This window comes from Algoriphagus marincola DSM 16067, from assembly GCF_000429405.1.
GTDB classification, from domain to species: domain Bacteria; phylum Bacteroidota; class Bacteroidia; order Cytophagales; family Cyclobacteriaceae; genus Algoriphagus; species Algoriphagus marincola.
In genome coordinates, this window is sequence record NZ_AUBU01000015.1 from 105178 (window position 1) to 118606 (window position 13429).

Sequence of the window (13429 nt, forward strand, 5' to 3'; positions counted from 1 at the left end):
ACACTAAATATAAATTTTAAAAAAAAGTGGTACTAATCAATGCAGGTAGGTGAAGCTTTATTCAAAATAAAGCCTAATAACAATTCGTCGATTAAAATCCTGATTATTCATAATTAACTTCCCAAATTCATCAATTTCTTGATATAAGGGCTGACTATCCGCATATCCCGAAGCCTTTAACTTTTGAGAGGAAATTCCCGACTTCAAAAAGAATTTAACGACGCCAGAGGCACGCGATGCTGAGAGTTCCCAATTACTAGGAAATTGAAGAGTTTCAATTGGAGTAGAATCTGTATGGCCTTCAACATCTATTTTATAATCTTGCCTTTCCCAATTAGCTAACTTAGAGATAATATCATGAATAATATTTTTACCTTCAGGTAGTAGAATAGAACTCCCTTGATTATAAAATATACTCCCTGAAAAATTCATCCTAATTTCATACTCACCAGTTTCAAAAAACAAATTACCTCTTTCTATTTCTTTTTCAAATTTAGCCCGAAGTTCTTCATTAAGATCAAGAATGCTCCATTCGACATTCAGAGGATATTCCCTATTATTTTCTAGAGGTCCATTATCATTTTTTGTATCTGATATTGAAAGAATTTCAGGATTAGATAATAATATCATAGCACAGAGCAAAACAGTAACTACATCCAAATAGGTAATTTGCCAAATATAATTAATCTCTGAATCATCATTGAAAGAAAATTTTTCAGAAAACTTATTAGGATCAAGATTTTTCATCATGAAATTAAAGTTTAGCTGATAAATAATCTTTAATATACAAAGGAGATTTATTCTCAAGAATTAGTATAACACCTTCTAAAAACATATTATTATTAAAATTAATATTAGCATAATGTTGATTAATCCTTTTAGCAGCAGGAATCCAAATAATATGAGAGAAAAATAATCCATAAAGAGTTGTCGTCAAGGCCAACGCTAAGCCATCTCCCATCTGAATATCATTTGAAGAGTTATTAAAGAGAACCAGTAGTCCTAGGACAGTACCCATCATACCAAAAGCCGGACTACTAACAGCTAAAGTGTTAAATACATTATAAACCAAATTCGCTTTGCGTTCTAAATTTGCAACTTTAATAGCATAAAGTTCCCGAATTTCATCAGCACCATAATTAGTCTCCAAAAGACTAAACCAATATGATTCAAAATCACTTATTTTACTACTTTTCAAACTTGACCAAGTAGTTTGTTTTGATTTTTGATAAATTTTTTGCCAAGAAACAATTTTATCAATTGATTCCATTCTCTTAGATTTAGAAAACTCATTTCTATACATCCTCGGAACTAAATAAAAAAATGAAGAGCCGATTATATCAAATGGGTAAGTAATAAATATCTGAAAGAGCGTTCCTCCTAGGATCAAGGCAATACTAGGAATATTCAATGCTAATAGATAATCAGGAAAACCTAATGATAAATACCCAAAAACAGATAATATACCTATAATAAACAGTCCAAAACTGATAAGCGCTAAAATGATACTAATAAATAATTTCATTATTTATGATTAATAAATTAACTTTAGTGAATAAATTTATAAATTATTTGGTGAATTAATTACAAGTTAGTCAATCCATTGATTTTAAAATAATTCTACAGGAATCTGCTTTTGACAGTTGATTACTCTTCTCATAGACTCCAATCAAGGCCACCATAGTCTCTTTGGTGGGAACCATTTCAATAGATTCTAATAGATTTTTCTCTGCTTCATCAAATTGCTCTTGTACAATCAATTCTTGTGACTTTACATATAAGTTAATCAAGTTATTAGCAAAAACAGTGATTTTCTCTACCTCACTTAATTTTATTTCATCACTATCTTTAATTAACTCTAATTTCAGATCTTCTAAACTTTTTATTTGGGTTTCATCACCACTGATACTTTGATTTACTATATCTGAACTTTTAGCTGTTTTAATTCTTAAAACAGCACTCTTACTAGTACAGGAAAATATACTACTCATAAAAATAATACAATACAGTCCTAGAATGAATCGATTAAATATTCGAATTTTATTTTTCATTTGATCTATATTTATTCTTGATAGCATTTAAAATCTTTGACAATATTTCTTTACTATTTTTGGATAGAACTGTACTTTGACGAAACGCCATTTCTTTGATAAGTTGTTGCTCCCGCTCAGGTCTTAAGGAAATAATATTCTCTATTTCTTCAGGCATCAATGGGTAAGCAATGCTGATTTCTTCTGGTGTAAAGCTAAGTGTTGCTTCTCTTACCAGATTCTGATCCAAATCCTTCACATCACTCCAAGAGAATATCTTTCTTTTTATTATCTTATATAAAGCTGGATCATCTCCCTCTAAAGACTTCATAATCTCATCCTGCTGATCAAACTCAAGCCTATCGATTGAATCCAACATAAATTGCACATCTTCCTTCTGATACTTTTTGTAAAATCGTAGTTCCACCAGTTTTTCTGAAATTTCATTTCCGAGTTTTTCATACTCCCAGCTATTTAAATTTTTCAAGGAAGAAACATTTTTTAAGAGCGTAACCACTCGCTCAGGTGTTACTTGCTTCAAATACCTAGCTCTATCTTCTAAAGGCATGTGATAAAGAGCAATCGCTGCTTCTTCTGAACTCAATAAGTCCAATAGTTCAAAAAGTTCTGCTTTTTCAAGAGTTTCTAAAAGTGCCATACTATCTATACCAAGCCTAGAGGAAATAATTTCCTTCATCTTTTCAATGTAATATTTTCGCTTTTCCTGGTTAGCCTCAGGCTGAAAAGTATAGAATGATTTGAGCAGTAATTCCGTAGATTCCTTACTCAAATAGGGGAACAGTAAGGTGTACATATTTTTTCCCATTGGCATCAAAATAGTATGAACGCGTTCGATACCTTCTTTTCCGTAGTCTTCTATCCAATGAGAAAAGACCTTTCCTATCTCCGGTGTATTTTTGACAAAGTAGTCCAAAAATTGATCATTAGAATCTTTAACTCCCTCACTAGCTACCTCCACTGAACTAGAGATAGGCATAGGCACGTCTTCCTCTTCTTCAGTAGAATCAGGTAATTTGGAGGAGTTTTCAATTTGAATTTTCTTATTCTCTTTATTTGCCCGACTATTCTTTCTCTTGGATAAGTATATCAACAATAGTATTAAAGAAAGAATGGCTAAGGCCATTAAAAAATATTCTAATAATCGGAGATTATCAGTATCATTTGAATTAGATGAGGAATTTGTTTCCTCTTTCGTTAAGCTTTCTTGATTATTGACTCTTTCCAAAGAATCTAAAATCAAAGAGTCTGCTTCTGCTGGGAATAGGTTGTATAGAGGAAGGCGCTCAAATGTAATTTCATGGGATTCAAAAGCATAAAGCTTTAAAGAGTAAAAGGTGATTTTATAAAGCAACTCCTCTATACTTTCGCTAACCTCATCATCTAGGACAAAATGCACTTGAAGATTTCCAACCAATATGGGGGGGCTCATATCTTCTGGTAAAAACAAAGAGTTATCACCTCTATTGTTAAGTGCTACCTCTCTTGATCTTTCCGATTCATTTTCCAACAGGGAAAAATCTTCTTCAGATGAATTAACGGAGTTTGAATCTGCCCAAAAATCAGGTAATACGGGTAAAACATCCAATGGTTGATAAAACCGGTTTTCTCTTGGTTGCTCGTCATCAATCTCAGATTCTACATCTTCGACCGGAACCTGACCAATACTATCAATTCCAGCTTCATATTTAATAGAAAGAAAAAACCTATCTGAATCTACGAAAGGTGAAAGGTTCTTAATTAAATATGCTTCTAATTCCATTTCCAGAAGAAATTCATCAAAGAATGGTAAAGACCTATTCGGTATGAAAGGTAATCCCAACCAATCCATAGAACTTGGTTCTAATGAACTATGGTCTAATGAACTTTGGGGTAATTCTTGATCCTGACCTTTGGAGTCTATAGGAAAAAAAATCACTAAGTGAAATACACCCAATAGAAAGATTATAGTTTTAAACGAAATCCTTCTTGCAAATTGATCTCCGAATTTTTTCAATTTTGTTTTTCTTTATTTCGAATAGGAATAGGAATTTCCGGATTTCTTTCATGAGCCAACTCCCAATACTGCCATGCCAAATCCTCTTCTCCCATCAGAAAATAAATTGATCCTTTTAGCGCAAGCCCTTGGTCTGTAACAACTAATTCTAACGATTCATCTAAAGATTTCATGGCCTCCTCGTATTTATTCTCGTAAACAAGATTTTTAGCTTGGGCAAAAAGTGAAAGCACTAATTGAATTTTTGAAAGATTCTCATCAGAAAGTTTAGAACTATTGCTGCCGCCCTCCAGCTTAGATTTCGGTTTATCTATCAAGGTAAAATTCAGATTGGAAATATAATCCCCATCTGCCAGTGCTTTGATTTCAAATTCTATCTGGCCGGGATCTGAGCTTTTCTGAATATAGTTTAATTGTTGGGGGTCAACCTCGAGCGTAAAATTTCCAGGAATCAAGCCATAATGATAAAAACCGCCGTCCGTGAAGGTTCTCAAGGTTTCTGTATTACCATCGGCATCGGTCAAAAGAACCCGCAAGCCACCTTGGCCCACCTGGGAGCCTGACCTGCTTTCTGTAAAAACATACCCCTCGATGACTCCAGTTCGATAGAGCGGAATTTCAATCATCCTGTAATGATTTGGATCAGCCACAAAGGAAAGAGCCTTTTGCTTTGGAGCAAGTGTGGGGTCTGGTAGTGCATTGACATCGATCTCAAGCCGATAGGTCCAATAACTCTGGAGCTGACTGTACCGCACGATGCCATCTGAGCCAATTACCGCCGTAGCTGAGCGATCAAGTTTTGCCGCTTTTGCAGGCACGATCTCTTCGCCCTCATCATGAATTCCATTGTCATTGGAATCAATAAATAATTTCACTGCTATTCCCGACCTATTTACTTGATCTCTATTATTTGGAATAATATTCCCCAGTGGGTCATAGGCCAGTGAGCCGCTAAAGGACTGCTGAAATGAAAAACTATCAGCTGCTTTCTCAACTTGACTAGCCGTACGGAAAAAGCTGAAATCATATAGGAATCCTAACTGAAATAGGCCCCTACCACGAATCATATCCCGATCGTATCCCAACGTCAACCTCCCTCTTTTGAATAAGGTCTGAGAAAGTAGTAAACTCATGTTTCTTACTCGCTTGAGCTGAGGATCATAAAGTGTCTGAGCCCTTATAAACATCCCCCGCACATAGACAGGAACTCCAGGGCTTCTCGAAAGGGTGTATGTCAAGGAGCCTGTCATTGTCCCTGTAAAACTGGAAAACCCCACTTCTGTCTCCGTTGGAATATACTGAAGTAAATTTCCTCTGAAATTAACCCGCGCCACCAATCTACCCAACTGAGTATTGAAATCTGCCTGCAAAGAATTACCGATCAGCTTAGCTGATTCCTGACGTGTGGCGCCAACTCGTATCCCCGCAAAATTTCCCCGAATTTGAAAGGGCATAAAATAATTCAAACCAAAATCCCGCTGATTCCCACTAAGATTTAATAAAGAGTCCTGGAAATATTCCTTATATCTGGCTGTTATACTGGTATTATTTGCAAAGAACACACTTCCGTTGGTTTCGATATGTCGGTTTGGCATCAAGTCCACGTTGACCAGATATTGCTGAAATACCCGTGCAGATAGTCCAACATATCTGTAGGGGGGGGCAACTCCTGCAGTGTCAGGATTAAAATCTGAGCCTGCACGCACCGTAAGTGCATTGGTAACCCCGTAAGCCACATCTCCATGGCCTACCAGATTATTACCCAAGCCTGACTGGGTACGGGGCAAACCTGCCTGAATATTGTAAGTAACAAATCCTTTTGGAAGGAAAGTAAAAGGAATTTGAAGTTGTCTATCTTCCAAAATGACTTTGCCCTGAGGCGTGTAGATTCGTAGTGTCAGTCGAAGTGTACCAAAATTGATAGGGGCATTGAAGCGGAAATAGCCAACCTCGTCAGCCCGCATAAAATCAACCAATTGCCCCCCCATGAGCAGTTCCACTTCAGAGTCTGGTTCGGTGTAGCCATCTATGACAAAAAAGTCAAGCTCCCGTCTAGGGGCAATGGGATCATTGGTCATGGACAATCCTACAATACTGCCCAGCTGGGACTGGCCCGTTGTAAAAATGTCGCCTGCAGAAACAGCTGTCAGCCCAACATTCCTTTGGGCATCCATGGCTCCTGGAAGTACATATCGCCATCGTAGTCCACGTACATCTACTTCCGTCTCAGAATCTTTTCTGTTGAAGGTCACTAGCCCCGTCATATCTCCTCCGAGTGCTTCCAGACCAACATTTAAGAGACCTTGGGTCAAGGTTTCAGAATTCGTAAATTTTTGACTGAAATTGTAATCAATCATTCCCATTTTCAGCAAACTACGATCTCGAGGATATAGCAGGGGCGCGTAAACCTGATCCTCCCTAGCATCCGGGGATAAAAGTCGGTTACGGAGTTGATCCCGCTTCTTCTTTTCTTCCACAGGAAGAGGGTAACTTGATTTTAGTGATAAAGTCAATCCCTCCAGACTCATCGTAAACTCCAAACCAAAAATCTCCTGATAAACGCTAGGATGAATAAAAAGATCATACTCTCCCAAATAAAAATCAGAATTTAAAAACTCATTAGTCTGTCCATTAGAAGTCAGCCGAAATTGGACAGGATTGATTTCCCAAAAATTTTTAGGACCCGGATATACCCCTCGCCATCCACGGCTTTCAGTGACCAGTTCAGCCGGTATTTCCAATAAACTCAATACTTCCCCAATGGGAAGGTAAGGAACATCTCCAAAAATGGCCGCCGTAACATAGACCTGCCCAATGGCAGGATGACTAAATGTAAGGAGTACCTCCGCATCAGGTTCATTTTGGGCACTTGCTGATAGACTGGCTAAAAACAAGCCCGAACAAATCACGAAAGTATAAATTTTTAAAAGAAAAGATAGGGATAGTTTCACCTCTGAATTACTTATCTATTGGTACAGTATTTTTTGAATTTATCTTGGGAGCGAAACTTGCAGTCGCTTTTGGACTGGTGCACCTTGTACCAAATCTGATGCACTTACATCCCCCCGCTCGGTCCTATAATCTAATTCAAGCGTGTAGTCGCCCATGGCAAAATCTTCCGGCAACTCAATCGTCACTCGGTGTTTACCATCAAAATATAGTGCCACTGTCTGCTGTTGTTCAGCTACAACTTGGTTTTGAGGATCAAGAAGAACCGCATGAGCAGAGCCAATAAATGGAGCATTGCCTCCTCTCGTAAATTCACTGGTCACATGCAGCTTATTCCCTTCCTTTATGTATTCAGTGGCACCTAATTTTAATGAAGTCGTTGCATTACCCTGCCGATGAAAAACAGCCAGAATCTGATCAAACTTAAAGTTGACACGCATCGCAACGCCCTCTGCATTTTGAGTAACGACATCAGCCGCTTGCGCATTGGAGGTGATTTTGACTCGGGAGAAGTACATACCTTCTGGCTTGGAGCGATCAGGACGAACCTGGAGTCGAACTACTTGCTGCTTATTCGGACCGATGATAAAAGAGCGCGGGAATACCCTTAGCCGGGAGCCCAAACCCCAATCGGCCTCCTTATCCTCATCCTCATAGACCATGTAAAGCTCACCGCTTTCATTGTAAGCAGGATAGCCAAACACAAAGGAAACCGAAACTTCCTGCGCATCCGGGGAAGGGTTACTGATATAAAAGGTGGAGATGCCATTGGCATCGGTGTAGAGAGTTGTTGGTGCAATGGACACCTGCGCCCATGCTCCACTTGATAGTCCGGCGAGTATCAGAAATACTGCCCATACCATTCCGTAGCATTTTTTCATAATGAGAAGGGAATAATAAAACCGGCGACAGGGATCACACCTGCCGCCGTGTTTTAGGTATTAATTAGTTGTACTCTAGCTGAAAAGTCAAAGTAGCCGCATACGTATCTACACCTTGACTATTTAAAGCCGCTCCAGCTCCTGCAGCAGTACCTTTCGGTGCTAGGTTTCCTCCTACATAAAGGAAGTAATCACCATCTGGACTTGAAAGGTTAACATCCGCTGTGGTTGCTACACCTACTGCACCTAATGAAGCGGAGCCAGCTGCATCGTCGGTTGTATTACCGTGGACGAGGACACTGTAAACCATTTCATTGGTAGGATTATTAGTCCCAACCAAATTTACAGAGGCAGGCCATGTTATTTTTACGCTGGCATTATCACCTCCACCTATGGTAAACTTACCCACAGTGGCACTTGTACCCACATTCGCGGATGCTGCACCTGTAGGATCAAGAGTTACCACTCCAGGAGTAGTCGCACTTATTGTTCCGAAATCGATGTCAACGTCTTTGGTAAGTGTTAAAGCAGTCTGAACTTCAGCACTTGCGGTAATATCACCGGTAATTTGAGCCTTGAGGCCAAAAGACATAACCATCATCACGAAGGCTAGAGATAGGAATTTTACATTTGTTTTCATTTTGTTGTTTGTTTTAATAAGTGAATTTAAATTTTGGAGAATAGATTAATTCAAAGGTGTTCAAGCTTCTCCGTGTGCCAGAATACCTACGTTTTTAGTCTTCCGGGTCTGAATCTCCCGACTCAGGGTCCCAATTTGTGTTCGATCATAGTTTTTAGTTATTGATTAATTAAGGGTAATGAATAGTTGTTCTACCTCTACTTTGGAAAGGAATCCCCAGCCAGGCGCTATAGGGTCTGATACCGAATCTACTGACTCGTTGTCGGGGGTTTTGGATCAGCACAAATCCCTTTCCGTTGATGGGTTTGGCCTGGGTGAAGTTTTGCGTGCCGTCATTTAGTACGGTCAGATCTCCCGCTATAGGAATCAGGGCATTATCGGCCTCGTGGTCAACCACAAGCTGAAGATTGACCATGGCCCTAAGCTCTATCCATAAGATCCGCTCCTCCTGTAAGGATTTGGCCGCTCCTTGTGGCTTTATCTGACCAGTTGCTCCCTTGGATACTATCTCAACGCCTGCAGGCAGACTTATGCGTGTGGTTAGAAACTGGCCGTACACATGATTTACAAAGCCCATATACAGTGTAACCAGCATAGCAAGTCCATATTTCGGCACCTTATTCATAATTAGCTCCGGCATAGTTGACATTGATTTGAATCTCTCCTTCGTAAGTACCCGTACGGACATTACCCACAGGGCCTATTTGCCCAGAAATCATAAGATACACCTTGCCTGTAGGTCTACTGGAGGTTGTGCCACTAAAAGGATCCGGAGGCGGAGGCGGTGCACCGGATGACCTTGGAAGAACCGGTATAATCAGACTGGTCGCCCCTAAAGGAGCATCTATGGCATTTATTTTTGCAGCATTTGCATTATTTGCACCTTTGTTTTCATATGCGATAGTCAAAGTGAGAGGAATTTGATTCATCGCCACAGTATCACCTGGGATCCGAAGTGCAGAGGGTGCATTGACATCTACCAAAAGATCAAAACCTTCGGCTGCCACAATCTCATAGACAACCACGTAGGCATCATCTGCAGCATTTCCCCTTTTAATACTAATAATGTCTCCTGATCCGGTTAAAATCACACTTTTCTTTGAATTAAAATTCAGGCCTGGAGGACCTTCTCGGGAAGTAATTGTAATATCCTCGCCAGCAAATACACTGAAGTTTATCCGTTGGGCTGACAGATTCTGATAAAAAGCCATAAGCAGAATAAAAACATATCCTAGCCGATATTTTGCCATTTTAATCATCAGGTATATTCCATTTCGATGGTAAATTCAGAGAAATATTCACCGGGAAGAGCAAACGAAAGATCTAATTCTGCTCCAATCCATAGGAAATATTGGCCATCCTCCCCTAACTGAATATTGAATTCACCTGTGGGGGCAAAAAGAAGGCTTTGAAACTGATTATCGACATTCATCCCACTCAAGACATAGCGAGCCGTAATCACTCCCCCGTTTCCACCAGCTTCTTCTATTTCTTCATAAATCACATAGGTCACACGGACGTAAGAGTTAGAGGATCCACTGATCCGAAATTGCCCAGCATCCGCACTCTCTTTAGGGGATATAAAGAGATAATTATTCTCTGCTACGGGATTGATTATGTTAAAATCCCTCATGGTCACTAGCATCAGGTTATCTAGTACCACGGCCCGGGCAGTAACTTGCATAACACGTTTTTGATCTGTATCCTGAGCCCTAGCCTGTTCGGAGGAAAATAAGGCTATGAAAAATCCCAAAAGGATAAAATATTTCATTATTTACTGGTTTAGCTTGATGAGCTTTTGATTTAGTACTATGTCTTCGGTAAGCAATTGAACGAAATACATTCCCGGTGCCATTCGATCTAATTGATCGTCAAATTCCAATTGATGGGTCCCATTTTCATACTCGGTCATCTCTTTTTGAACCATTGTCCTGCCATTGATATCAGTGATCCTTACAAGGGCCCTCATACGATAAGGAATATAGAAACTTACCTTTACCTGTCTGCTGAATGGGTTAGGTACAGGTGGATACAGTTTCGGGAAGTCAGGACGGTATTCCAGGTCATCACCACTATTAAATTCCCCGATACGGATAGTAAATGGCCTCATCTCCAGATTGGTCGCGGAAGAGGAAGTAGTACGGGCAGCCGGATCACCAGTCTCAAATGGAGAGTTGAAAATCACAGGTCCTGGCATTCTCATGCTTGAACGCGTCAAGTCGATCCGGGCACCCACCTGCTTAGGCGCTTCAAAGGCAAAGTCGTAAGTACTCTGTTTCAACATATCAATCGCCTCGTCCCGGATATGGTCCATCAGCACCACACTGGTACCCTCAGGCCATTCATCAGGTACAGACCAGCTCAATTGATACTGACCTGGGAAGACCTGCTGAGATTTGGCAGCTGCCAGCATGAGCGGGATGGATTTACCTTCCTTACTCAGGTAGCTTTGATTGTTGATCTGAAGCGGTGTACGGTGCTTTTGTGAACCATAACTATAAAGCAGCAGCCAATCATCCGATAAGGATTCAAGCTGATAGGCGTCCATTGGGTCATGACCTTCCTCACCCTCGGGGTCAAAACTGATCCAAGAGTCCGCTTCAAAGCCTTCACCTGTCACCTTGAGCGGAAGTACCAGTATATCTGATTTATTTTCTTTCTTCTTTTCTTCAAAAGTCCTCGAGAAATAAGGCGTCGAAACCAGGGTCTTGGCAGCAGAGGATAACAACTGCAACTGGGGGTTGGCGGCATTCGCTCGCACCCAGAACCCTTGATAAGGTGCCAATCTGCCATCATTGAGATTACCTGTTATGCCGTTGTAGGCTCTCCAGTTGCCTTTACCACCATTAAGAGCAGGATCCCATACATAGATACTATTGTCCAGATTGGTTTTGGTCCAAGCCCCAACATGATAGAAATCTATCACCGAAGCCGTAGGATTGGATACCATATTGAATCCTGCGTCAGCAGCATTTGCCTCAATGTAAAGCTCTTCTGCAGGATCAGTCTGTTGAAAGCCTGATGGATCGCGAGGCGTGTAGGTGATGCTAAAATCCACCACGCCATCATTCAAGAAATTATGCTCCTTGCCAGTGGCTTTTAAAATAATCGGAAGCAAATCCGGGTAGGTTCCCAATCCGCCCGGAATGGATGCCCCATCGAATACATAGACATAATGACCTCTGGACAGACTTACTGTATTCCCGATATTTGTCGGAGTACGCCAACTTTGCAGGGTAGTGCCTCCATCCGTTTCATCAAACCAAAGGACATTCGGCTGTAAGGAAGGATACGGTGCTGGCACCCCTCCTAGGCCCTGTGGTGCCATCCCGGTGAGGAGGTTGGAATAAGTTATGTTTTTCAAAGGTGAACCCAGCATACGCCAGCCTTTGACTCCTGTGATAGCCTGCCGGACTTCTAAGGTCGGCTCGCTAGTGCTTTCATTTAGATAATTACCGTCAGGATCGATGACAATTCTACCGGTACCAGAAGTAGTCGTTTCAGAATTAATATCTAAGGTAAGCGTAGAACCACTAGTTACAGTAATCGTAGCACCATCTTGTATCTCAGTAGTCAAGCTTCGTGTTACATCTATAGTCGATCCGGTGATTTCCGGCAGATGCTCTACTGAAGGGATAATTACAGCCTCAGTAGCAGTGGGCACAGTACCCAAGCTCCAGTTGCCTGGCGTATTCCAGTTGTTTGGAGAACCCGTGGTACCTCCCACCCAGATATTAAAGTTATTCCCGTTTAAGTCCACATCATACTTTGCATCCATAATATCACCTCGCCCATTTCCTCCCTGGAAAATACTTATGGAAGTAATGGTACCGATAGCTGTGGCCGCACCGCAACCATCGGGCGTGATGGTATAGGTAAAAGTACCGGACTCCAAAGGTGTGCCGCTGATGATAATGGTATTGGAAGCATAGCTGGCCGTAACCCCTGCCGGCAATCCGGATGAGGAGACTATGCTGGTAACACCTGTGGTAACGTGAGTGATAGGATCCATCGCAAAATCCACATAAACTGTCGTCGAACCGGTAGCCGCACCCACTATGCTATTGGCTGTAACTGTGATCGTACCCGTTGCAGTAGCCGAACCACATCCTTCTGGTGTAATGGTATAATTAAATATACCGCTTTCGGTAGGCGTTCCACTGATGGTAATCATATCCGATGCATAGGTCGCCGTCACTCCGGCAGGCAGGCCCGTTGAAGAGGCTATCCCCGTCACTCCCGTTGTAGCGTGGGTCACGGAGGTGATTGGCGTATCGATGCAGACTGTAGGTGACTCGGAGGCATCTCCCACGGTTCTGTCGAGAATAACATCTCTCCAATCTCTTTCGCTAGGATTACAGGCTGTAGTTACATTCGGAAAGTCAAGGGCAGTTTGGCCACCGTTGGTTGGATTGGTGGTAGAGTTAGGCCCCACCACATCATCAAAGGCATCATCCAATCCATCCCCATCGGTATCGGAACCGACAGGAGTCGTGTTGGCTGTATAATCACCATCCGTATCCCAGCCTTCCAATACATCAGCAAATCCGTCATTATCTGAATCGGTATCTAGGTAATCCGGTATACCGTCCCCATCCGTATCCACCGGAGAGATATTCGTTCCGCCATTGTCGGTATCAAAGGCATCATCCAATCCATCCCCGTTTGTATCAGTGCCACTAGGGACAATAGGTGATGCGGTGGTGGCCTGGGATTCAATCAGGTCGATGATCCCATCCCCATCAGAGTCTAAGTCCAGACGGTTTGGAATGCCGTCACCGTCTGTATCTCTAGGTACCAAGCCAGTAAATACAATATCCGATATAGTGTATCCATTATTGCCGTCATCTGCAATAGAGCTATCGATATAATAATCATTAGCCGTTGAGGCTATGGTACTTGTGTAAAAAACTTC

11 protein-coding genes are annotated in these 13429 nt (G+C 41.3%); all 11 read right to left on the minus strand.

The annotated features are described in order from the left end of the window. Positions 1–57: 57 nt before the first annotated feature. Positions 58–750: an OmpA/MotB family protein gene (locus G457_RS22280; RefSeq protein ID WP_051260833.1), complete on the minus strand. Its 693-nt coding sequence runs from the start codon at positions 748–750 to the stop codon at positions 58–60. Between the two features lie 4 nt (positions 751–754). Then, positions 755–1525 carry a motility protein A gene (locus tag G457_RS0114025; protein WP_026947036.1) on the minus strand — a complete coding sequence of 257 codons (771 nt, stop codon included), beginning with the start codon at positions 1523–1525 and terminating at the stop codon, positions 755–757. 70 nt (positions 1526–1595) lie between these two features. Then, the gene (locus G457_RS0114030) at positions 1596–2051 is read right to left on the minus strand and encodes a hypothetical protein (protein ID WP_026947037.1); all 456 of its coding nucleotides are present in this window, start codon (positions 2049–2051) and stop codon (positions 1596–1598) included. Further along, complete coding sequence (locus tag G457_RS0114035) at positions 2041–4044, minus strand: FliG C-terminal domain-containing protein (RefSeq protein ID WP_026947038.1); 2004 nt, start codon at positions 4042–4044, stop codon at positions 2041–2043. The genes G457_RS0114030 and G457_RS0114035 overlap by 11 nt, the downstream gene beginning before the upstream one ends. Further along, positions 4041–6995 carry a tetratricopeptide repeat protein gene (locus G457_RS21545; protein WP_211230229.1) on the minus strand — a complete coding sequence of 985 codons (2955 nt, stop codon included), beginning with the start codon at positions 6993–6995 and terminating at the stop codon, positions 4041–4043. Before G457_RS21545 ends, G457_RS0114035 begins: the two co-directional genes overlap by 4 nt. A gap of 39 nt (positions 6996–7034) precedes the next feature. Beyond that, positions 7035–7874 (minus strand): fimbrial biogenesis chaperone, encoded by an 840-nt coding sequence (locus G457_RS0114045; protein ID WP_026947039.1) that lies wholly within the window; start codon positions 7872–7874, stop codon positions 7035–7037. A gap of 64 nt (positions 7875–7938) precedes the next feature. Next, positions 7939–8514, minus strand: a complete 576-nt coding sequence (locus tag G457_RS0114050) for a DUF4402 domain-containing protein (RefSeq protein ID WP_026947040.1) — start codon at positions 8512–8514, stop codon at positions 7939–7941. A gap of 169 nt (positions 8515–8683) precedes the next feature. After that, the gene (locus tag G457_RS0114055; RefSeq protein ID WP_155847161.1) at positions 8684–9154 is read right to left on the minus strand and encodes a hypothetical protein; all 471 of its coding nucleotides are present in this window, start codon (positions 9152–9154) and stop codon (positions 8684–8686) included. Beyond that, the gene (locus tag G457_RS0114060) at positions 9132–9764 is read right to left on the minus strand and encodes a hypothetical protein (protein ID WP_155847162.1); all 633 of its coding nucleotides are present in this window, start codon (positions 9762–9764) and stop codon (positions 9132–9134) included. The genes G457_RS0114055 and G457_RS0114060 overlap by 23 nt, the downstream gene beginning before the upstream one ends. An 8-nt stretch (positions 9765–9772) precedes the next feature. Next, positions 9773–10285 (minus strand): hypothetical protein, encoded by a 513-nt coding sequence (locus tag G457_RS0114065; RefSeq protein ID WP_026947043.1) that lies wholly within the window; start codon positions 10283–10285, stop codon positions 9773–9775. Between the two features lie 3 nt (positions 10286–10288). Further along, the coding region (locus G457_RS0114070) for a T9SS type A sorting domain-containing protein (RefSeq protein ID WP_026947044.1) at positions 10289–13429 on the minus strand (3141 nt) is incomplete at its 5' end.